21 protein-coding genes are annotated in these 22,967 nt (G+C 33.7%); 16 read left to right on the forward strand and 5 right to left on the reverse strand.

Annotated features, from left to right (window positions below):
- Nucleotides 1-58 precede the first annotated feature (58 nt).
- Nucleotides 59-1,552, forward strand: coding sequence for a hypothetical protein (locus NWE55_RS11695; RefSeq protein ID WP_155091719.1), 1,494 nt, complete (start codon nucleotides 59-61; stop codon nucleotides 1,550-1,552).
- A 30-nt stretch (nucleotides 1,553-1,582) separates the two neighbouring features.
- Here the strand turns inward: NWE55_RS11695 and NWE55_RS11700 are convergent, their stop codons facing one another.
- Complete coding sequence (locus NWE55_RS11700; protein WP_155091718.1) at nucleotides 1,583-1,813, reverse strand: hypothetical protein; 231 nt, start codon at nucleotides 1,811-1,813, stop codon at nucleotides 1,583-1,585.
- Between the two features lie 655 nt (nucleotides 1,814-2,468).
- Here NWE55_RS11700 and NWE55_RS11705 point away from each other — a divergent pair.
- Complete coding sequence (locus NWE55_RS11705) at nucleotides 2,469-3,266, forward strand: hypothetical protein (RefSeq protein ID WP_160339397.1); 798 nt, start codon at nucleotides 2,469-2,471, stop codon at nucleotides 3,264-3,266.
- A 79-nt stretch (nucleotides 3,267-3,345) separates the two neighbouring features.
- Here the strand turns inward: NWE55_RS11705 and NWE55_RS11710 are convergent, their stop codons facing one another.
- A complete protein-coding gene (locus tag NWE55_RS11710) occupies nucleotides 3,346-3,696 on the reverse strand; it encodes a 4Fe-4S dicluster domain-containing protein (RefSeq protein ID WP_155091716.1) in 351 nt (116 codons plus the stop codon).
- 74 nt (nucleotides 3,697-3,770) lie between these two features.
- Here NWE55_RS11710 and NWE55_RS11715 point away from each other — a divergent pair, with 74 nt between their 5' ends.
- The 8 genes from NWE55_RS11715 (at nucleotide 3,771) to NWE55_RS11750 (ending at nucleotide 12,644) form a co-directional block, all read left to right on the forward strand.
- Complete coding sequence (locus tag NWE55_RS11715; protein WP_155091715.1) at nucleotides 3,771-4,829, forward strand: acyl-CoA reductase; 1,059 nt, start codon at nucleotides 3,771-3,773, stop codon at nucleotides 4,827-4,829.
- Nucleotide 4,830: 1 nt separating this feature from the next.
- The gene (serC, locus tag NWE55_RS11720; protein ID WP_155091714.1) at nucleotides 4,831-5,898 is read left to right on the forward strand and encodes a 3-phosphoserine/phosphohydroxythreonine transaminase; all 1,068 of its coding nucleotides are present in this window, start codon (nucleotides 4,831-4,833) and stop codon (nucleotides 5,896-5,898) included.
- A gap of 19 nt (nucleotides 5,899-5,917) precedes the next feature.
- Nucleotides 5,918-6,868 (forward strand): NAD(P)-dependent oxidoreductase, encoded by a 951-nt coding sequence (locus NWE55_RS11725; protein WP_155091713.1) that lies wholly within the window; start codon nucleotides 5,918-5,920, stop codon nucleotides 6,866-6,868.
- 33 nt (nucleotides 6,869-6,901) lie between these two features.
- Nucleotides 6,902-7,378, forward strand: a complete 477-nt coding sequence (locus tag NWE55_RS11730) for a hypothetical protein (RefSeq protein WP_155091712.1) — start codon at nucleotides 6,902-6,904, stop codon at nucleotides 7,376-7,378.
- A gap of 163 nt (nucleotides 7,379-7,541) precedes the next feature.
- Entirely contained in the window at nucleotides 7,542-8,798 is a 1,257-nt protein-coding gene (locus tag NWE55_RS11735; protein ID WP_155091711.1) for a DUF4374 domain-containing protein, read from the forward strand.
- 75 nt (nucleotides 8,799-8,873) lie between these two features.
- Nucleotides 8,874-11,264 (forward strand): TonB-dependent receptor, encoded by a 2,391-nt coding sequence (locus tag NWE55_RS11740; protein ID WP_243731257.1) that lies wholly within the window; start codon nucleotides 8,874-8,876, stop codon nucleotides 11,262-11,264.
- Between the two features lie 81 nt (nucleotides 11,265-11,345).
- Nucleotides 11,346-12,068: a CPBP family glutamic-type intramembrane protease gene (locus NWE55_RS11745; protein WP_155091710.1), complete on the forward strand. Its 723-nt coding sequence runs from the start codon at nucleotides 11,346-11,348 to the stop codon at nucleotides 12,066-12,068.
- Between the two features lie 108 nt (nucleotides 12,069-12,176).
- Nucleotides 12,177-12,644, forward strand: a complete 468-nt coding sequence (locus NWE55_RS11750) for a GNAT family N-acetyltransferase (RefSeq protein ID WP_155091709.1) — start codon at nucleotides 12,177-12,179, stop codon at nucleotides 12,642-12,644.
- 59 nt (nucleotides 12,645-12,703) lie between these two features.
- On the opposite strand, the gene NWE55_RS11755 is transcribed toward NWE55_RS11750, so the two are convergent.
- Nucleotides 12,704-14,128 carry an MATE family efflux transporter gene (locus tag NWE55_RS11755; protein ID WP_155092733.1) on the reverse strand — a complete coding sequence of 475 codons (1,425 nt, stop codon included), beginning with the start codon at nucleotides 14,126-14,128 and terminating at the stop codon, nucleotides 12,704-12,706.
- A 459-nt stretch (nucleotides 14,129-14,587) separates the two neighbouring features.
- Between NWE55_RS11755 and NWE55_RS11760 the strand changes: the two genes are divergently transcribed.
- From NWE55_RS11760 to NWE55_RS11770, 3 genes are all read left to right on the forward strand, one after another.
- Complete coding sequence (locus tag NWE55_RS11760) at nucleotides 14,588-15,862, forward strand: T9SS type B sorting domain-containing protein (protein ID WP_155092732.1); 1,275 nt, start codon at nucleotides 14,588-14,590, stop codon at nucleotides 15,860-15,862.
- 11 nt (nucleotides 15,863-15,873) lie between these two features.
- A complete protein-coding gene (locus tag NWE55_RS11765) occupies nucleotides 15,874-16,812 on the forward strand; it encodes a PorP/SprF family type IX secretion system membrane protein (protein WP_373425583.1) in 939 nt (312 codons plus the stop codon).
- Between the two features lie 145 nt (nucleotides 16,813-16,957).
- Nucleotides 16,958-17,653 carry a pseudouridine synthase gene (locus NWE55_RS11770; RefSeq protein WP_155092730.1) on the forward strand — a complete coding sequence of 232 codons (696 nt, stop codon included), beginning with the start codon at nucleotides 16,958-16,960 and terminating at the stop codon, nucleotides 17,651-17,653.
- A 56-nt stretch (nucleotides 17,654-17,709) separates the two neighbouring features.
- Here NWE55_RS11770 and NWE55_RS11775 read toward each other — a convergent pair whose 3' ends face one another.
- Both NWE55_RS11775 and NWE55_RS11780 read right to left on the reverse strand, forming a co-directional pair.
- Nucleotides 17,710-18,354, reverse strand: a complete 645-nt coding sequence (locus NWE55_RS11775) for a hypothetical protein (RefSeq protein ID WP_155092729.1) — start codon at nucleotides 18,352-18,354, stop codon at nucleotides 17,710-17,712.
- A 69-nt stretch (nucleotides 18,355-18,423) separates the two neighbouring features.
- The gene (locus NWE55_RS11780; protein ID WP_155092728.1) at nucleotides 18,424-19,665 is read right to left on the reverse strand and encodes an ABC transporter permease; all 1,242 of its coding nucleotides are present in this window, start codon (nucleotides 19,663-19,665) and stop codon (nucleotides 18,424-18,426) included.
- 177 nt (nucleotides 19,666-19,842) lie between these two features.
- On the opposite strand from NWE55_RS11780, the gene hisS reads away from it, so the two are divergent.
- From hisS to NWE55_RS11795, 3 genes are all read left to right on the forward strand, one after another.
- The gene (gene hisS, locus NWE55_RS11785; RefSeq protein WP_155092727.1) at nucleotides 19,843-21,213 is read left to right on the forward strand and encodes a histidine--tRNA ligase; all 1,371 of its coding nucleotides are present in this window, start codon (nucleotides 19,843-19,845) and stop codon (nucleotides 21,211-21,213) included.
- Between the two features lie 173 nt (nucleotides 21,214-21,386).
- Nucleotides 21,387-22,193: a DUF4261 domain-containing protein gene (locus NWE55_RS11790; protein ID WP_155092726.1), complete on the forward strand. Its 807-nt coding sequence runs from the start codon at nucleotides 21,387-21,389 to the stop codon at nucleotides 22,191-22,193.
- Nucleotides 22,194-22,472: 279 nt separating this feature from the next.
- Nucleotides 22,473-22,958: a hypothetical protein gene (locus tag NWE55_RS11795; RefSeq protein ID WP_160339396.1), complete on the forward strand. Its 486-nt coding sequence runs from the start codon at nucleotides 22,473-22,475 to the stop codon at nucleotides 22,956-22,958.
- The last annotated feature ends 9 nt before the right edge of the window (nucleotides 22,959-22,967 follow it).

A 22,967-nucleotide genomic window follows, 5' to 3' on the forward strand; every position in this document is an offset into this window, starting at 1 on the left:
CATTTATTTTTTTAACCAAACTATTGAAAACAAATGAATTATAAGATAATTAATTACAATGCCAAATTATAGTAAAGACTCCCTTTTTGTTTTGATAAAATCACTTAATCGCTCTGAAAAACGCCAGTTTACACTATACGTAAATCGCCTTCAGAACAATTCGGATGCAAAGTTTATCTTGTTGTTTAATGCCTTAGATAAGATGGAATATTACGATGAACAACTGATTTTAAAGCAGGGGATTACGACAAAACAGCAACTTTCAAATTTGAAAGCAAATTTGTATCGTTCTATTTTGAGTAGTTTGCGCATGAACCCAAGTAAGAAGAACGTGCGCATTCAGATTCGTGAACAGCTCGATTTTGCTACTATTTTGTATCAAAAGGGATTGCATAAACAAAGTTTGAAGATATTAGATAAAGCAAAATTACTTGCTTTTGATTTAGAGGAAAAAACGTTAGCTCTGGAGATTATTGAACTCGAAAAAGTAATTGAGTCACAGTACATCACCCGTAGTATTGCAGGGCGTGCGGATGAACTTATAGAACAGTCGGACAGGTTGAGTAAACAATATGTCTATGCTACTCGTTTGTCAAATCTCTCGCTTAAGTTTTACAGTGAAATGCTCACCTCTGGTTACGCGAAAAGCGAGGAGGATAAACAACGGATTATTTCTCATTTTAAAGATCAATTGTTAGATATAAACTTTGACGTTCTTAGTTTTCGCGAAAAACTGTGGTATTTCAAGGCTCATGTCTGGAGGTGTTTTTTAATTCAAGATTATCGAGGGGCTTATCGCTATTCTCTGTCGTGGGTTAACTTGTTTTACAATCACCCTAAGATGATACAGAGTCACCCAATTTGGTACTTGAAGGGAAATTCCTATTTGTTTAAATTGATTTTGATGTTTAAATCTGTGGAGCGCTATTTATATTGGAATAATAGATTGGAAAACGTACTTAATGTTGACACTTTTCCACAATCGGAGAATATTGATTCACAAGCTTTTTTACTGCAGTTTAGCAATAAATTGAATATTGAGTTTATCAAACAAACTTATGATGGAAGTTTGTTGTTCGTTAAGCAATTGCAGAGAGGATTGAATGAGTATAAGAATATGATAGACGAGCATCACTTTTTGGTGTTGTATTTCAAAGTAGCTGCTTTGTATTTTGGTTATAAGAAATATGAAGATTCCTTAAAGTATACCAATATGATTTTGTTTAATACCCGACATGCTGTACAAGAGGACTTGTTGTTTCACACGAGAATCTTATCCTTGATGGCTCAGTTTGACTCTGGAAATGATGAGAAGTATGACGAGTATGTGAAGGCAAATAAGTTGCTTATTTTAAAGATGAAGAATCACACGCCTATTCACGATTCTTTTATGAAGTTATTTGAGGGGTTATCACATATTTATCCCGATCAACAGAAAAAACTATTTACTTCTTTTGTTGTTGAAGCTCAAGATCTTTTTAAGAATAAATATTACCGCCGCAGTATCTTATACATAGATGTATTGAATTGGGCACGTATGAAAATAGATTAAAAAGGAGGTCCTAATGCTGGACCGCCTTTTTTATTTTTTTGTCAATAGGTTATAGATTACATATAGCCATCCAAAGATGAAGTGAATAATCGCCCATAAAATGGATTTATTGCGTTTCCACGATAGATATACAGCAAGAATAGAACCTATAGATAGTCCAAACATTCCACCTCCCCATAGTCTTATTGTCGGAGATGAAGCAAAAGCTAATGTGCTACTTAGCGTTAGTAAAATGAGTAATAAACTTTTGAGATTTTTCATAATTCGCGTTTTTTTAGTTCTGTAATTCTTTTAAAGTTAGTTTTTTTTTATTATTAAGTGGATTATATACAGCTAATTAAGTGGTGTTTTAGTTTTTTAAATGATTCTTTGATGTATGAATATAGTTAATTAGTTCTTTTAGGTTGAGGTATTTGAAACATTGCTTTTTAAGTGTAGCCCTTTATTTTGTAGAATAGTGGTACAATTAGTTTATTAGTTATTGATAAGTATAGTTTAAAATGGGGGAGTCTATCAATTATAATCAGATATATCCATAGAGTTTTAGAGTTGCTTTATTTTAGTTTGCACTATATAAGATTCTTTTTATTTTATTTCTACTATAGTATTTGTGTTTTTGAGAATAAAGGTGTGTTAATCCATTAAAATTAGGTTAGTGAGATTAATGAACGTATTAGATTTACCTGAGGTGAAATCAAGGTCTTTCAGTTGGATTTACATTTCAATCTTTCTTTTTTATTGTAAATGATGTATACCAAGCTCTTGTAGATTGTCTGAATATTCTTTGGTTGTTATTTAGAGTTATTATGAATAGTTTGATTTTTGAATTGTTCAATATGCGAATAATTATATCTTTGTAAAAGTTTATTATTTTTAATTAGTTTAAATAATTATAATGAAAAGATATTTATTTACTATGAGCTTAATTTTTTGCTCGTTCATAGTGTATGGTCAGAGCTTAAAGGCCGTGTTTGATAAAACAGATAAAGTTTACTCAGGTCATGATTTGATTAAAGAATTAGTTCAGCAGCAAAAGGATACTCAATTTACTCGTTATTTTAAAGCTATTTATCCTACGGATTCGGTCGATGGATGGGAGCATAAAATAGCGTATGAAGGAGTTCAGCTAAAGGACTCTGTTTATCAGTATACGTTGTCAAAGTACAAGAGAGGAGTGAGTCAAGCTGACAGTGAGGCTATATTGGTATCTACAAAAGTGTTCTTTTTCAAAGATAAGAATTACAGAAACAGCAGAATGATTAGCAGAAAGTTCCTCAAGGGTGGATATATTGAGGAAAAGGAGAAAGAGGGAAACTCTGTTCGCCTAAAATGTCTTAATTCAGAAGGAGAAACTGTCAATGACAATGGATGTCTGAAGTATTCAAGAGTGAATTTTCCTAAGCATAAGTTTAAGAGGCTATATAGTGATATGTATCACAAGCTTTTTAAAGTGGCCAGTTTGGAATTAGGGCAAGATGAGAAAGTTAATATAAGGTTGATGATTGTTGCAGACCCAAAGACAAATAAGTGGAATATTTATTTTAATGACTTGGATAAGTACAATTTATCAGAGCAAAACAAGTATCAAATTATAGCCGCTTTATCTAAGGTAGTTAATAGTGAGCCTATTGACAAGACTTATTTTGATGAAGATTTATATGGTAATCTTTACGAATATCCGATTTCGATTCCGATCCAATTAGAAAATATTTAGTGTTTTATAATTGAGAATGGAGTGTAAGAAGAACATAAAAAAAGCTGTTCGAAAGGAACAGCTTTTCTCAAATAATATTTTAGTGTTTGTGTAAAAAGGCTTGACGTTGTAATAACGTTTCTTCACTTTCTACGTGGTTGTCATCTGGAATACAACAATCCACTGGGCATACTGCCGCACATTGTGGTTCTTCGTGAAATCCTTTACATTCAGTACATTTTGAAGGTACGATATAGTAGAATTCGTCTGATACAGGTTCTTGTGCCGCATCAGCGTCTACTTCTGTTCCATCAGGTAAGACCACTTTTCCATTAAGGGCTGTACCATCTTTGTATCTCCAGTCATCTGCTCCTTCGTATATCGCTGTGTTAGGGCATTCTGGCTCACATGCACCGCAATTGATACATTCGTCTGTTATAATGATTGCCATAGCTTATATTTTGTTTTATATGTATTAACTTTGTATGCAAATTTACACCCAAAAGTATTCACAAACAAATCAATATGAATTTAGATGTTAAAAAAAATACATTTGTTAAATTAGGTGCTTTTTTAAGCCAATTTACTACAAATGAATTTATAAAAAACAATGATGTTTGTCATAATGACGAATTTTTTTCTGCATTTGAGCAATTAATTTATAGTTCTGTAAATTATAATGGATGGTTTACAGAAGAACAAGTTTTAACTTCAATTCGTTCATGGGCAGATGCTTTAACGCAAGAAAATATTGATCAATGGTGTTCTAAGTATGATTTTACATTAGAACCTATGAAGAAAGTAGGCTTGATTTTGGCTGGTAATATACCTTTAGTAGGATTTCACGATTTCTTATCGGTTTTAATGAGTGGTAATATTGCCGTGGTTAAGTTATCTTCTAATGACCAAAAACTTTTACCTCTTTTAGTGAAGTATATTATGGCTATCGAACCAAACTTTGCTGATAGAATTGTGTTTAACGAAGGTAAGTTAGAGGATTTCGATGCTGTTATTGCTACAGGAAGTAATAATACAGCAAGATATTTTGATTACTACTTTAGCAAAGTTCCCAATATAATCCGCAAGAATAGAAATTCAGTTGCTGTTTTAGATGGTAGTGAATCTCATGAGGATATGGTTGCTTTAGGTAAAGACGTTTTTACTTATTATGGGCTTGGATGTCGTAATGTTTCCAAGTTGTTTGTTCCTACAGGTTTTAATTTTGATGGTTTTTATCAAGGAATGTTTGAGTATAAGGATGTGATTGAGTACGAAAAGTATTCTAATAATTACGATTATAACAAAGCCGTTTTTCTGATGAGCGATTTTAAAATATTAGATAACGGTTTTCTTACTGTGAAAGAGGACAAAGGTTATTCTTCGCCAATATCTTCTGTGTTTTTTGAATATTATGATGATTTGGATACTGTTCAATCTCGTTTGAGAGAGGATAGTGAAAAAATTCAGTGCGTAGTTTCAAATGGATTAGTAGAGGGAAGTATTCCTTTTGGAAAGACACAAGAGCCTAATCTGTGGGATTATGCTGACAATGTGGATACTTTAGAATTTTTGCTAAACTTATAACATGAGTCAAATACACAACTTTTGTGCTGGACCTTGTTTACTTCCTGAAGTTGTTTATCAACAAGCAGCGCAAGCTCTAATCGACTTTGACGGGTCAGGTATGTCTATTTTGTCTATTTCGCATCGTAGTTCAGCTTTTTTAGCTGTATTAGATGAGGTTAGTCATTTAGCTTTGGATCTTTTGGGCTTGGATAAAGGGGATTATGATGTCTTGTTTTTACAGGGCGGAGCAAGTATGGAGTTTTTGAGGATACCTTATAATATGCTTTCCACAAAGGCAGGTTATATTAATACTGGTGTATGGGCCTCTAAAGCTATTGAGCAAGCGCATCAGTTTGGACAAGTCAAGATTACAGCAAGTTCTGAAAACAATGAGTTCAAGAGTATTCCTAAGGGTATTGTAGAAACTTCGTCTTTAGATTATTTGCACTTTACTTCGAATAATACTATTTATGGGACACAATTTGATTATGTTCCACAGGCTAATTGTCCTATCGTTTGCGATATGAGTTCTGATATCTATTCAAGGGTATTTGATTATAACAAGATTGATGTCATTTATGCTGGTGCACAGAAGAATATCGGACCTGCTGGTTTAAGTGTAGTTTTTATTCGCAAAGGAGTACTTAACAATAAGGTTCGTTTTATTCCCAATATGTTAAACTATCAAGAACACATTTCTAAAGGGAGTTTGTATCACACTGCAAATGTATTCGCCATTTATACTACGCTTTTGAATTTAAGATGGTTAAAAAGTTTAGGTGGGGTAGAGGCAATTGAGAAGGTCAACATTAAGAAGGCAGCTACTCTGTATGAGGCAATTGATTCTCTTGATTTTGTTCGAGGTATTGCTGAAAGTGACTCTCGTTCTAAAATGAATGTAACTTTTGATTTTGTCCATAGTAGTATTGACAAATTGTTTGATGAAATGTGCGTTGAAGCAGGAATAAAAAATATACGTGGACACCGCACTCTTGGTGGATATAGGGCATCGCTGTATAATGCTTTACCTCTTAATAGCGTTACCGCTTTGGTTGAGGTTTTACGGGAAGTCAAACACAAAATCTAATTATTATTAATTGTCATTGATGAAAATATTAGCTAATGATGGAATATCTCAAGAGGTCAAATTAGCGCTTGAGAAAATTGGTTACGAGATTGTAGAAGTGCGTGTTGCTCACGAACAATTATTTAATTACATCCATAAGAATAAAATAGAAGGATTGCTTTTGCAGAACGGTACTTTGCTTAATAAAGTAATGATAAATGAATTAAAAGAGTTGAAAGTGATTGTGTATGCAGGGACTTCAATTGAGCTCGAATTAATTGACTATATTTCATCAAAGGGTATCCATGTGGTATGGGCAGAGGAAGCCTTGGCAAATGCTACAGCTGAAATGGTTTTTGCTCATTTGTTTACGGGATGTAGGTTGTTGCAAGAGTCTAATCGGAATATGCCTCTGGAAGGGGATAGCAGTTTTAAATCACTGCAAGAATCCTATAGTACTGGAATAGAATTAGCTGGGAAAACATTGGGTATAATAGGAATGAGCAAAGCAGGTGAATTAGTTGCTCAAAAGGCATTAGCTCTTGGTATGCATGTTTTGTACTGTGATAAGGATATTGATAGTTTGAGAGCTGATTATGTATTGCCAAATAATGTTCAGTTTAGAGTAGAATTGGATAGTTCTCCAATTGAAAAAGTAGTTCATGATGCTCACTTTTTGACTGTTCATACAAGACACTTTGAACGTTATGTATTAAATAAAGAATCTTTTGATCAAGCTCATCATCTTATGGGGGTTATCAATTGTGCCTATCCAGAAGCTGTAAATGAGGTAGCATTAGTAGATATGGCAAATGAAGAACGACTTTTGTTTGCGGGAGTTGACCGTTTTGAAGAAGAGCCAAAACCTGCTATACAAGTTTTAATGCAACCTGCGTTTTCTCTATCTCCAAATATAAATACTTCGACAGATGTGAGTAAAATGTTAATCTGGGATGAAATAATTGAAAAAATGCAATTATTGAGAAATTAATTTAGTAGTTTTAGCTTAACAAATAAAAAAGTTATGATAGATCAGATTACTAAATTGATTGAACAAGTAAGTTCAAAAGAAATTAGCCAAGCGGGTATCTCTACAGATCTTGCAGGTGCTGTAACAAAAGAAACAGGAGATAGTATTATTAATGGATTTAAGGATAGTATTTCTGGTGGAGATTTAGGTGCATTGACAAGTCTATTGGGAGGAGGAACATCTAATTTAATGTCAAATCCTATGGTTATGGGAATGATAACAAATTTAGTAGGAAGTTTGACTAGCAAGTTAGGTCTTGGAGAAGGAATAGCAAAGAATTTTGCTGGATCAGTGATTCCTGGTATTATCGAAAGCCTTGTGAGCAAGTCTAAAGGTGGAGAGTCAGGATTCCAAATTACTGATTTAATTAGTAGTTTTGGAGGTGGCGATTCAAAAGGCTTACTTGATTCATTAACAGGAGGAAAAGAAGGCCTTGGAGGGGCAATGAACGCTTTGAAGGGGTTATTTTAATAATAATTTACAATAGTATTAAAGGGAGGTATTCAACTTATGAATACCTCCCTTTTTTGTATAATTTAGACTTAGTAAAAATAATTATTCGCATAATTTGATTTTATGTTAACTTTTACTTTATATTTGCTTTTATTTAAAACAAATCTAAATAAATATAAGTATGAGCAGAATAATTAAATCTTTACTGGTATTGAGTTTAACTACAGGATTTATCGCTTGCAGTAGCGATGATAATAGTTCTTCTGATGGAGATAACAATACAGGAGGTAATGAGACAGAAAACGTAGAGCGCTACGTAATAGCAGCTTCTTCTTTAGAGCATGAGGGTGTAGCTGACTATCTTTTAACAGTAGAGGATATCGAAAGTGGAAGTGTAAACTTGAGCAATAATGGTATTGAGCAAGATGGAGCATATCGTTATTACTTAACAACAAAGAATAAGTTTTACAGTTTGTTATATGGACAAGGTAATCCTGGTGCAGTAACAGTTTACACTTTAAACAATAAGGGGAAGTTAGTTAAGGGGAATGATTTTGTCACGGAGACGGTGCAAGTATATGGAGCAATGAATAATGACTTTGTCATGTGGAAAGTTCCTCGTAGCGGTGTAGAAATCGCTCCTTGGTATATTGTAAATACTGATTCAGATCACATCGTAAGTCAAGGTATTATAAATACAGTTGAATTAGCAAATAACGGTGAGCGTGCACACTTTAGTGGGTTAACTCAAATAGGAAATAAATTATTAGCTCCATATTTCTCAATGAGAGGAATCTCGGGTGATGTTTGGGGAACTTCATTTGCAAATACTGCTTGGGTGGCTGTATACGATTATCCAAGTATGAATTTGGATAAAGTCATCACAAGTGATAAGAGTTCATATATAGGTGCTTATTTTAAAAATGGTTTATTTCAAGATGAAAAAGGGGATGGATATGCTTTCTCAAGTGCGAATGTATTAGGTGGAAAAGGGGAATTAATCTCTACTAATCCTTCGGGAATTTTAAAAATTGACGGTAAAACTTTAGAGTTTGATGACAAGTATTTTTGGGACATTGAAAAAGCTACAAGTGGTTATTTTGTTAGCGGTTTAGTTTATGCTGGTAAAGGAAAGTTTATTGCTCGCCTTGAAAATGATAAGTTAAACAACAGTAGCAATGTAATAAAATACGCTTCTTTAGACGTATATACTAAAACTTATAAGTGGATTGAAGGTTTACCTGAAACTATTAAAGACTTAGGTTTTTCTGATAAAAGCAATTTATCTCTTATGGATGGAAAAACTGTTTATGTGGGGGTGACTACAGATCAAGGAAGTTTTGTTTACAAAATGGATGCAGAGACAGCTACAGCTACAAAAGGAATAAAACTTGAAGGTGGTACAATCACTGCAATATCAAAATTATCTTCTAAATAATAATTGTAATTGATCACTGTGTAAAAAGACAATCTATCTATAAGGTTGTCTTTTTACTATATAAATATATTCGTCATGAAGATGAGAATTTTAATTCAATACTTAGCTGTATTTTTCTTGTTTATTAGCTCTACTGCGTTTGCTCAAGAAACGGCTATACTAAGGGGGATTGTCCAAGGTAGCGAATCAGAACCTATTATTGGTGCTTCTGTCGTTATCAAAGAAAATAATAAGTTTGGACAGACCAATTCAAAGGGGAATTATGAGATTCCCCACTTAAAGAAAGGGCAGGCTTACACTGTGTACGTTAGTTATATTGGTTATCGCGATTATCAGAAAGAAATTCAAGTAAGCGATAATACTATTTTGAATATCCCTTTGATTCCCGATAATTACAATTTATCTGAGATCAACATTTTAGCTAAAAGTAAGAACCAACAAATAAAAGAGAAGGCCTATAATGTTTCTGTTTTGGACGCTGTCAAGCTGCATTCACGTGCAATGGATATAGGTCATGCAATTGATAAAACAAGTGGAGTAAGAGTAAGAGAAGATGGAGGTGTAGGATCTACGATGAATGTCTCTTTGAATGGATATTCTGGAAACCAGATAAAGTTTTTTATAGATGGGATACCCATGGATAATTTTGGTTCGGCTTTTCAATTAAATAACATACCAATCAATTTGGCAAATCGCATTGAGATTTACAAAGGAGTTGTCCCTGTTGGTTTAGGATCTGACGCTTTAGGTGGAGCAATTAACATCATTACTAATACCTATGATAAGACTTCTTTGGACATGTCTTATTCTTACGGTTCTTTCAATACTCATCGAAGTAACGTAAACTTTGTCTATGTAGATGAGAAGACTGGTTTTTATACACAGTTAAATGCCTATCAAAATTATTCAGATAACGATTATAAAGTTCGTGTGAATGTCAACGATATCCATACGGGAACAATTGTCGGAAGAAATAAAAAAGTAAAGCGTTTTCACGATAAATATCACAATGAAAACTTTGTCGGTCAGATTGGTTTAGTAAATAAATCTTTTGCAGATCGAATAGCAATAGGAATAACTTTAGGACAGAACTATAAAGAGATTCAAACTGGAGCGAGGATGGAATCTGTCTTTGGAAATCTTCATCAAAGAGGAGATATAGTCATGCCAACTTTGATGTATGAAAAGAAGAATCTTTTTATTGAAGGACTTGATGTTCGATTAAATGCAAATTATAATCTGGGAAGTGATCAAGTGATAGACACTGTGTATAGAAGATACAATTGGGTACAAGATTATATAGATTATGAGGAGTTGTACGGCAAAAAGGGAGGAGAGCGAAACCGAACAATGTATAAGTTTAAAAACAACAATGGGATGGTAGCTACAGTGATTAACTATAAACTGGGAGACAAACACAATTTTTCTTTTAGCAATACAATTAATTTCTTTAAACGCAAAGGAGAAGATGAACTCAATCCCGATGATATTATAAAGAATAAACCTTCGGAAGTTTTAAAGAATATAAACGGTTTAAGCTACCAATTTACACCAAATACAAAATGGAGTATTACTGCATTTGGAAAGTATTATTATCAAAGAATTAATTATACAGATTCATATAATCCAACTGGTAAGTGGGGGGATACTGCTTATAAGGGGTATAGTGCAGATCACAATTACTTTGGTTACGGAATTACAGGATCTATATTTGTGTTAGATAATTTGCAAATTAAAAGCTCCTTTGAAAAGAGTATTCGATTGCCATCTTCAGTAGAGCTTTTTGGAGATAAGGTAAATATTGCGGGTAATAACAAACTGAATCCTGAAGTAAGTAATAACTATAATTTGGGAGTGAACTATAGCCCACAATTAGGGAAAAATCACTTGATATCTATTGACTTAAATGGTTTCTTTAGGGATTCGGAAGACTTTATCCGTCCTGAACTATCAACACATAAGACCCACCAAACCTATGGTAATTTAGCATCAAGTCAAAACACGGGAATTGAGGGTGAAATTCGATATTACTTTAAAAACAATTTTAATATTGGAGTCAATGGTACTTATCAGAATTTAATTAATAAAACAAAGACGATTGCTAATTTAGCAAGTAATCTTTACAAAGATCGATTGCCAAACATTCCTTACTTATATGGAAATGTAGATGCTAACTATACTTTTAATAAAATATTTAAAGAAGATAATCTTAGTTTAGGTTATGCTATGATGTATATCAAAGAGTTTTACCTCTATTGGCCATCATTAGGATCTAAGTCTGATGGAAAATTTACAATACCTGATCAAATTACCCATGATTTTGTCGCGACTTATACCTTCGGAAAAGAGCAAAAGTTTCAATTTACCTTAGAATGTAGAAATATGTTTGACAAAGTAGTGTATGATAACTTTAGTTTACAAAAGCCTGGTAGGAGCTTTATAGGTAAGTTTAGGTATTTCTTTTAGAAAGTAAAAATAGAGCAGTGATTATTATTATAATAATTACTGCTTTTTTTATAACTTGGTTATAACTTTATAAATTTACTAATGACACTAAAAGAATTATTAACAGATTTCTTTTTATTCGCAAAGAAGCCCAACTTACAAGGAGTTGTTCTTTCTCCTCAGTATAAGCTATTCAATACGCTCAAACTGTGGGGGCTTTGTCTTTTTTCAATTGTAGCTCTTCAACAGATATTAGATTTGGTATTGGATATTCCAGAACCAGATTTAATAGAATTAGTCTTAAATGAATTAGGCGTGGTTCCTTTTATTCTATTTGCTGTTGTAATAGGACCATTTATTGAAGAATTAAGTTTTCGATTGCCTATGCGATTTAAACCGAGCTACTTGTTTATAGGGTTTATTTTGACTTCAGCTTACTTTTTGTTTAGTGTAGATAAACTGAATGAAACTGTTGCAAATGGATTATCTATTGTTACACTATGCCTTTTTGTTGTATTGACTTACCTTATAGGCAAGAAAAAAGAAGTGTTGAAGAAGTTGTACACCACTTATTTTTCCTACATATTCTACCTTTTAACTTTAATTTTTGGGTTTATACATATTACTAATTTTGAAGAAATTACCTCGAGGATTTTAATTTTATCTCCTTTGATAGTCTTTCCTCAATTTGCATTAGGCATAATGATGGGATATGTGCGCATTCGCTACGGGTTTTGGTATTCCTTTTTATTTCACTTGATCAACAATGGATTTGCTGTTTTGGTTTTGTTAATAGCACGTTCTTATTTTCCAGAGTTGCTCTAAGAATAGACTCTATATTGGATATAAATTATTGTGTTTTTACTGTTAATCTTTCTGTATTAAAAAAGGATTATTATAACTTTGAACAGTAGAATTTAAAACGTATTAGTTATGAATAGTATTCACTGGCACACCAAATTGTTTGACGAACTAACAGTCAACGAACTGTACGATATCTTGCGTTTGCGAACTGATATCTTTGTTGTAGAGCAGAACTGCCCTTATCCAGAGATTGACGGAAAGGACAAACAGTGTTTACACATTTATGCTACACATCAAGATAAGGTAATCGCTTGTGCAAGAATAGTTCCTCCTGGACTAAGTTATCCTGAGATATCAATAGGCAGAGTTGCTATTGCACCAGACTATAGAAAAGACGGTTATGGTCGAGTTTTAATGCAACTTGCTATTGAAAAGATTGCTCAAGAGTTTGGTGAACAGGATATTCAAATCGGTGCTCAGTGTTACTTAAAGAAATTCTACGGGTCATTTGGTTTTAAACCATCTTCTGACGACTATTTAGAAGATAATATCCCCCATGTAGATATGATACGCAGCGCTTCAGAATACAGCAATTAGAAATAATATACAATAAAAATAATCCTCAATAAATATCTTATTTATTGAGGATTTTGTGTTTATACTTTTTTGAGTTTCCACTTGCCGCGTTTAAACAAAGCAAAAGCTAATATCGCGATAAGAATTTCTGCTGCGGGAATAGCTATAAAGGATCCTGTGGGTCCCATATTGAAGTAGTAAGTTAGAGCATATGCTAACGGAATTTGAAATAACCAAAAGCCAATAATATTGATGATTGTTGGGGTAATAGTATCTCCAGCACCATTAAAGGCATTCATTAATGTCATTCCTATACCATATACGATAAAACCTGATGCGCCAATGTACATCGCTTGTTTTGCCACAGCTTTAATATCTTCATTAGTCGTAAAGAAAGAGGCTAATAATTCGGCCATAGTAAAGAAGATAACAGTCACAATAGCCATATAGATAATATTGTATTTTAAGGTAGCAATAACCGACTTATAAGCTTTATCAGGATTGAGATCTCCAAGGTTTTGGCCAACGAGAGTTGAAGCGGCATTACTCAACCCCCATGCAGGTAAGATAAAGAACACTAATAGCCTTAGACAGGTCAGGAATCCAGAAGAACCTATCTCCCCACCACTTTGAGCAACTATTCGCGCTAAAATAACCCAACTACAAGTGGATATCATATATTGAATCATACCTGGAACTGCTATTTTAATGATATTCCATATCATCTGCCATTGTACCTTAAAATAGACCCATTTTAGCTGAATGAGAGAATCTTTTCGAGTTAGGTAATAGATTTGATAAGCCACCCCCATACTTCTACCAATAGCTGTTGAATACGCTGCACCTTCTAATCCCATTTCAGGAAATATCCACCATCCTCTTACCATAATAGGACACAAGATAATATTGAATATATTTCCAAACCATAAGCTTTTCATCGCAACAGCTGCATTTCCTGCTCCTCTGAAGATACCGTTGATTAAAAATAACAACATAATTGAGATACTACTGACAAGTAGTATACGTGTATATACATAGCCGTATTCTGCGGAGGCCTCCGAAGCTCCCATCCACAAGAGCCACTCTTTTGCGTATACAAAGCCTAAAACGCTCAGAATAATTGTTATTACAATGGAAATACTAATTGCTTGGGCAGCATTTTGCGAGGCTTTTACTTTGTCCTTTTCTCCAATTCTTCGTGCTACAATTGCCGTTGCAGCCATACTTATACCAATACATATCGCGTAAATTATCGAGAGTAAGGATTCCGTAAGTCCCACACTTTGTATGGCGTAAGCACTTTGTTCTAAATGGCCAACAAAATACAAGTCGACTAAGGCAAATACCGATTCCATCAGCATTTCAAACATCATCGGAATAGCCAGTAAAAAAACAGCTCTGTTGATGGACATATTTGTCAAATCAAAGCTTTCATTCGAGAAAGATTGTTTAAGTAAACCTATAATTGAGGTTTTGGATTTAGATATCAAGGCTTTATCAGACATAGGTGATCAAGTGAACTATTGTTTGAAAATTTTAAGTCAGCAGGTTAGCTCTGGTAAGTAACTTGTACTCTAAGAACTTCTGTTTGCTTTGCAAGCAACAAAAATATATTATTTATTCTCAAGAATTAGGAAAGAGGTTGAAAGTAAATATTTTTTTATGCGAAAGGCTTTTGGGGAGAATTGGTAGTTAAATAAGTATATATAACGTTAAAGGTAAATAGCAAGCCTTTTAATGATTGTTTATCATAGTGTGTTGGCTTAGTCTTAAACTTAAATTATCTATAAAAAAATTGAAAGTCATTCATTTAGGCACAAAAGTTGTTAATACAGAAAAAGTTGATTAACATAAATTATGAAATTCACATATCTGCTATATTAAAATAGAAGATAACAAGTATTTTACCTTGTAATTATTCTCTTTTTGCCGATAAGTTTTTCTACAAAAACAATTATAATTAGATGAGAAAAAATGTTTTTGCAATATTAATGGGGCTCTTGTTATTTTGGGGAGAGAGTCTTTTTGCTCAAGAAAAGGCAACTTTTGTAAATGAAGGGGTCTTCCATGTAAGTTCCAATGAAGTTGTATCTGTTGAGGGAGATTTTTTTAATAAAGAGGAAGCAAACTTTAAAACAGATGGAACTATTTACTACCAAGGTAACTTTGTCAATGATAATTTGTTTTATTCTTCTCCTAATGTAACTACTGCAAAAGTTGTTTTCACACCAAATGATACTAAAAAGGACAAACAATTCATTAGTGGAAATGGAGTTATAGAGTTTAACGATGTGGTGTTTGATAGTCCTAAATCGAATAAAGAAGCTTTTGCTGTACTAAACGATATTAGCATACAGGGAAATGTTGACTTTAAAAGTGGGATTGTAAAGGTTGATTCACTACACGGCGGTGGTATTACGTTTTTGGAAAAAAGTAAGTGGAGCAATGCTTCAGATAAAAGTTATATTGATGGAAGAGTGGAGAAAGAAGGGCGTGAAGAATTTGTGTTTCCTGTGGGAAATAAAGGAAAGTTTAGATATTCTAAAATTACTGCACCACAGGGATTAAAAGACGTATTTCAAAGTGCTTATACATTAAAAGACGCTGCATTCTTTAAAGCGAGAACAGCGAAATCAAGTGTGATTGAAACGCTTAATACTAATGAGTATTGGCTTGTAGAAGCAATAGATAATACCAAAAGTTCCGTTGTAGTAACTCTTAGTTGGGCAGATACAACATTGGAGAAAGTCTTAGAGAATCCTGCAGAAACTTTACACGTTGTGAGATGGGATACTGCTAAACAGATGTGGGTAGATGAAGGAGGTATTGTGGACCTTGATTCTAAAGAGGTTTCAACAATTTCAACAGTAAAAGGTTATGGCTTCTTTACATTAGCTTCTATTAAGAAAGAAATATTGGACGATGGAGATATTGTCATCTACAATTTTGTTAATAGTGGAGGGGAATACAACGAGTATTTTAGAATTTTGAATATCAATAAGTTTCCTAATAATACTGTGGAAATCTTTAATAGATGGGGAAGCTTAGTTTATCGTACAACCAATTACGATAGCAATAATAATGTCTTTAGAGGATATTCGGAAGGAAAAGGAACAACTTCCAAGAATGAAGCTTTGCCTTCAGGAACATATTATTACTTACTGAAATACGAGGTACCTACTGCTACTGGTAGTGAGGTAATTAAGAAAAGTGGCTATTTACACTTAGAAAGTAATTAAGGATCCAATACATCAATACAATGAAGTCAATTATAAAAATATTATTTAGTGCTTATCTTTTCCTTTTAACTAATCTATTGTTTGCTCAACAAGACCCACAGTATACGCAGTATATGTATAATCACGCTGTTATTAACCCTGCTTATGTTGGAACTGTCGATTACTTAACCATTTATGGTCAGTATAGATCGCAATGGGTAGGACTTGAAGGAGCTCCGAAAACATCGAATTTTTCATTGAATAGCCCTTTGGGAAGCAACGGTCTATCTGGGGGGATTAATTTTGTCAATGATAGAATAGGGGCGATGGAAGAAAATACAATTTCCTTAGATTTCGGATATACTATTGCTTTAGATTATCAGTATAACCTTGCTTTTGGTATCAAGGGGCAAGCTAATTTTTTGAATGTAGATTATACTAAATTAAAAGCATTTAAACCGGAGGATCCTCTTTTACAGAGTAATATCAACAATAAGTTTAGACCTAATGTTGGTGTCGGTATTATGGTTTATTCAGATAGGGCATATATTGGTATTTCTGCACCTACCTTGCTATCTACCTATGTTTATGATGATAACGAGGAAATTACAACAGTGCGAAAAAAGACGCATTTGTATTTAACAGGAGGATATATATTTGATGTAAGTGATGAGGTTAGAGTTAAACCGGCAGTTTTAATTAAAGGAGTTCAAGGATCTCCATTGCAAGTAGATTTAACAGCTAATGTTTTGTTTTTTAATCGATTTACTCTTGGAGCAGCATATCGCTGGGATGCAGCTATAAGTGGATTAGTAGGGTTTCAAATCAACAACAATTTAATGATTGGATACAGCTACGATGCGGACACTACTTCCTTGAGAAAAACAAATTCAGGGTCGCATGAAGTCTTCATGAGATACCAGCTATTTAACAATAGAGCACAGAAAGTTACAACAACAAGGTTTTATTAATAGTATAAAACTGCAAATGGTATAGGTTATTTCTTATATAATCTATGTTTATATCTTAAATAATTTTTTTGGAAAAGGCAATCTTTGATAGGTTGCCTTTTTTACAATTACTCGTCAGTAACTAAACTTATTTATCTTTGCATCCATGTTAGAAATACTTTACCAAGACCAATATATTGTAGCTATAAATAAACCGAGAGATTTACTGGTACACAAATCTTTTATAGCAAGTGATATTCAAGAATACGCCATCCAGATATTGAGAGATCAGATAGGGCAATACGTTTATCCTGTTCACCGCTTAGACAGAAAGACATCAGGCGTTTTGTTATTTGCTTTGGATAAAGAGATTTTAAAGCAGCTCAATGATGATTTTGCTACTCGTAAAGTTGAGAAGAAATACATTGCCATTGTACGTGGATATACCAAAGACGAAGAGCTGATCGATTATGCTTTAACTAATGATGCAGGACAAGAGCAAGAAGCAAAGACGTATTATAAAACACTACAAAGAGTTGAGGTAGATATACCTTTTGGCAACCACCTTACTTCTCGTTATTCATTGGTTGAAGCTTATCCCGAGACAGGTAGACAGCATCAATTGCGCAAGCACTTCAAGCATATCTTTCATCCGATTTTAGGTAGTCGTCCTCATGGATGTAATAAGCAGAATAAGATGTGGCTTGATCGCTATGGGCTAATGGCGATGTTATTACACGCATTAGAATTAAAATTCACCCATCCAATTACGAAAGAAGTGATAGAGCTTAGAGCGACTATTGATGATCAGTATCTAAAGTATAATGCTGTGTTAGGGTTTAACTTAGAGCAGTATTATTAGGTTAGCTGAAGGCTGTAAATTAATTAGAGAATATACAGAAAAGGGAATATTTTAAATTAGAATAAGACGAAGTTTTCTTTCCCATCCGTCTTATACTTAGTCATATTTAGCTTATGCCCAAGCTTTGCTTTACTGTAATTAATCCCATCTATAGTTATACAATCTATCTTAACTTTTTTATTGATTTTAAAATTAGCGTAGAAAAAGGGAGGAGAAGAACCACCTCCACTTCGCTCTAAATTTGAAATCTCAAGTGAAGTAATCGATTGCATAGGGAATTTATTACATATATAGACTGTGTATCCTACTTGAAATATACAGATTATAATTAATACTAAAAAGAAAGAGAAGGTAGCTCCCAATAAAATAACCGTAAGTATATCCATTAGACTAAATGTAAAATCGTTATCTATTGCTGTAAATAAAGTAGTAAGTGAAAAGATAATCAGTATTACAGGGAAATTTAGAATTGTTTCATACTTTAATTCTATTTTCATTGCTTTAATTCTACACATATATAAACTTAGTGTATTCAAAAATATTAGTAATGCTAATCTAATTTCGTGATTATCTATTAAAACAGTACTTATCGAGAGTAAAAATACAAGTCCAGCAGTAGATAGAAAGTTTTTAAATACAAAGAACAAGGTGAAAAGAGCACAACTGATAAACAAGACAATACTGAAATCTGCTGTTAACATAGTGTATTATTTTAAGTGTTTAAGTTTAGGGATTCAATTTGTAAGCCTTTATACTACATTGTCAACTGCTTATTCATATCTCAATGCTTCTACAGGATCGAGTTTGGAAGCTTTCAATGCAGGATAAAGACCTGATAAAACGGCCACTATAAAGGTTGTAATGAATGCAGACAAGATTGCACTCCACGGAATAGTGAAGGTAAAATGCATTAAGGAAGACAACCCATAAGCCGTCAAAATACCTAACACTGTTCCAAGTATTCCCCCAAGTTGACCTATAATGACTGTCTCTGTAAAGAATTGTTGGGCAATCGTTTTTCGCTTAGCTCCCAATGCTTTTCTTACACCTATTTCGCGTGTGCGTTCAGTCACAGATACCAACATAATATTCATCAAAGCAATCGAAGAACCTAAAATAGTGATTAGTCCTATTAACCAGGCAGCAAGATTGAGCATTTCTGTTTGTTTGATCATTGAGCGGAGCATATCATCACTTCGCTCGATCCCAAAATCAGAGGTATGAGCAGGAGTGAGTCGACGTATATTTCTAAAATCAATAATTGCTTGGTCTATTGAAGTATTTAAGTGTCCCTCTTGCATGATAGAAACCTTTATGGTATAGTTTATATCAGCTGCATTGAAAATAGAACGAGCAATCTGAATAGGAATAAATACACGTTGATCTTCATTGTTTCCGAAGGTACTTCCTTGTTCTTTTAGAATGCCAATAACCTTAAACTTGTACCCGCGAATAGATATAATCTGATTTATAGGATTGTAGTCTTTGAACATCTTTTTGGAGAAGTCAGAACCCACAACACATACATAATGGTCGTTTTTAATATCTGTATAACTTAAATTCCTTCCTTGTTCTACTTTTAATCCGCTATTGGGTAAGTAGTTTTCATCGCACCCAATAATTGAAATTTCTGGATCAGTTTTTACTTCATCTTTTTTAACTTCAATATTGGTGGCTGCCGTAAAAGAAAGCGAGGTTACAGAGAAGGGATATTGATATTCTTCTTTAAATTTTCTTGCTTGATCATAAGTAATGATGGGATTTGACTTTGCAGTTGATTTATTCTTAGCCATTTTTCCCGCCATGTCGTACTGACTGATAGAGAATGTATTTGCTCCCATAGAGCTAAAGTCTTCAAGTATGGTGTTTCTCAAAGCTGATACTACAGATAAGATTCCCACCAAAGCCCATATTCCAATAGCAATAATGAAAACGGTAATACAGGTACGAAGTAATTGACTTCGAATACTCATAATGGCAATTTTCGTGTTTTCTAAGGCTATTTTCCACATAGTTTTACTTGACTATCAGCTGTAAGGTTTTAGTAAAAATAACTAAAAAATCACAATCAACAGCTCCTTTTATATCAATTCCTGCCGATTGAAAGATAAGATATCAGTAGTTGACTTCATTTTAAAAAAAGATGTACTTTTGTGATGTTAAATTAAATCACTAAAAATTAATTAAAGATGGCAAAGAAACCTGGGATTCCAAAAGGGACGAGAGACTTTTCTCCGAGTGAAGTAGCAAGAAGACAATATATTATGCAAACGATACGACACGGATTTGAGAAATTTGGATTCCATCCCATCGAGACTCCTTCTTTCGAGAACCTTGATACCTTATTAGGTAAGTATGGTGAGGAGGGTGACCGATTAATTTTTAAGATACTTAATTCAGGTGATTATCTGAGCAAGGTAGATGAAACTGTATTAGAGAGTAAGAACAGTTTGAAATTGACAAATCAAATTTCAGAGAAAGCTTTGCGTTATGATTTGACAGTGCCTTTTGCTCGTTATGTGGTCATGCACCAAAATGAGATAGACTTTCCATTTAAGCGTTATCAAATGCAACCAGTATGGCGTGCAGACCGTCCACAAAAAGGTAGATTTAGAGAGTTTTATCAATGTGATGCAGACGTTATTGGATCAAAGTCTTTATGGCAAGAAGTTGAGTTTGTATTGTTATATGACAATGTGTTTACTGCTTTAGGAGTACATGGGGTGACTATCAAACTTAATAACCGCAAGATATTAGCAGGTATTGCAGAAGTAATAGATGCGAGTGATAAGTTGATCGATTTTACTGTTGCTCTAGATAAGTTAGATAAAATAGGAGAAGATGGTGTAAAGGCAGAGATGATAGAAAAGGGAATCACTGCAGAATCGATAGCAAAGGTACAGGCACTATTTAACTTCACTGGAACATTCGAAGAAAAATTGGATAAATTGAGAGTGATGTTAGCTACTTCTGAAGAAGGACTGAAGGGAGTAGAAGAACTTGCTTTTGTCGGAAAAGAAGTAGAAAAAGTTGGCCTGCAAACGGCTATCCTAAACTTAGATGTTACATTGGCGCGTGGATTAAACTATTATACTGGTGCGATATTCGAGATTGGAGCGCCTGAATCTGTTCAGATGGGATCTATAGGAGGAGGAGGTCGCTACGATGATCTTACTGGAATATTTGGGTTAAAAGACATGAGTGGCGTTGGTATTTCTTTCGGGTTAGATCGAATTTACCTTGTAATGGAAGAAATGAATCTATTCCCAGAAACAGTTAGTACGGCTTCGAAAGTATTGTTCTTGAATATGGGTGAAGAGGAGATGAGTTATTCTATGAGTGCTATTATGGCATTGAGAGCTGCTGGAGTGAAAACGGAGTTGTATCCTGATAAAGCAAAAATGGGTAAACAATTTCAGTTTGCAGATAAGAAGGGTATTCCATTTGTTGTATTAGTAGGAAGTCAAGAAATGATGGATAAGAAGTTTGCATTAAAAGAATTAGCCTCTGGTGAGCAAATTGTATTGTCATTAGATGAACTGATTTCGAAATTGAAATAGCAAATAGAGCGAATAGTTATAGAGAAAGGTATGTGTAAATAACACATACCTTTTTTTGATTGTAGGAGTAAAATGAATGAAATTATTGAATATTGCCATGCCTTTACTAATGATATTCTGTAACTTTAGACTTTAGAGACAATAATAGACGTTAACGAATAAATTTAATAGATATGGGTAGTAAGAAATTGGGTAATAGCCCGAAAATGTTAATGTTTCAGTTATTATATAAGGAACAACCAAATATAGATTACCAGGCAGTTTTAGTTGCATTGCAGCAAGTTTACCCTTCAGTTGAGTTTGATCCAGGAGCACATGTTTTTATCTTTCCTGAAATTGAAGTAGAGTTTGAAGATAAGAAGGGGCCAGCACAATGTGTTGTCATGGAAGGTGAAAAGGACAAGCGCTCAGAATTACAAGATACTTTTTTTCAGCAAAACTGGCATTGGAATGAAGCTGCCACCGTAGAGCGTGAATGTCATTATGCCTTGTCAATCAGTGATTTTATGAGTAGAGGTTTAGAACCAAGAGTGCGCATTGTATTAATCCAACAAATGTTATTAGCGCTTATTAAGGTTTCTAAACCAGAAGTATTGGTTTCTATCCATGGAGAAAAGCTAATCGATCCTGAAGTGTTTGCTCATGATTGCTTAGATCCGAATTACGTCGGATTAGACCTTCTTGTAAATGTTCGATTATTTAATATAGAAAACCCTGAATACAAGCAGTTTTTGATGGATACCATTGGCTTGCATAGTTTAGGGATGAGTGATTTCGAAATTTTCTTTGATGAGGAGGAAAACCTTAATGCAATAGCTGGTAGATTATGGGACTATGCATATTATATTATGCAAGCAGGTGACGTAATTGAAGATGGACATACAATACAAGGCCTGGAAGAAGACAGCAAATGGCTTTGTCAAAAGAAATGGTCTGAAACACAACCGAAGCGCACTGTTCTCGATATCGAAGTAGTTTAGATTAACACGCGGCATATATAGTTGGTTTTACCTTAATGAGTATTTACGGTTGTAGGTGCTGAGGTGAACCAACTATTGTTATTTTCTACAGTTGATAGATATAATTGAATTAGTGTTAAAAAAGGCAGTTGTTTTCACTTTATGTGTGTATAAATTAGCAGTAATTAATCATTAGTGAAATAGTAGTTTTAGTTTTTAAATAGTGTAGTTTATCTGGGGCTATACAGTTTATTAATTGTATTTTTAAACCTGAAGAAAAAGTTTAAAAAGAGTATGGATATGCAAATGACAAGTGTTGATTTTCAGGAGTTTATTTTGAATTATACTATAGCAGATAGCGATTGGTTGAGTTTGGATTGGAATGGTAAGTATGGAGCGAAGTTCAAAGATGAGAATCACTTTTTTCGTTTGCAAATTGCAGAGGCTGTTTGTGCACAGTTAGAGAAAGTAGATTTATCTCTTGTGCGCGAATTGTTTATCACCTTAGGACAGGTTACTAAATTAAACTTTTGTGTTTATAAAAATTACCATTTGTTAGCGCAAGAATTATTAGAAAGAGGGGGAAGTGATTACCTTTTTGATTATCTATGCGCAGCACATATTTCGTTTGATACTTATTTAAGCACTGCAAATATCCGTTTATCTGAGCAAAGAAAGAGAGAATTACTTGCCTATTTTGATTATTTGCGTACTACTTCAGATAATCCTCAAGTGATTAAATTGCTAACGGATCAAATGAGAAATCGCTTTATTACCTCTGCCTAAATTTGTTGA

It is taken from the genome of Myroides albus (assembly GCF_024722315.1).
GTDB classification, from domain to species: Bacteria; Bacteroidota; Bacteroidia; order Flavobacteriales; family Flavobacteriaceae; genus Flavobacterium; species Flavobacterium album_A.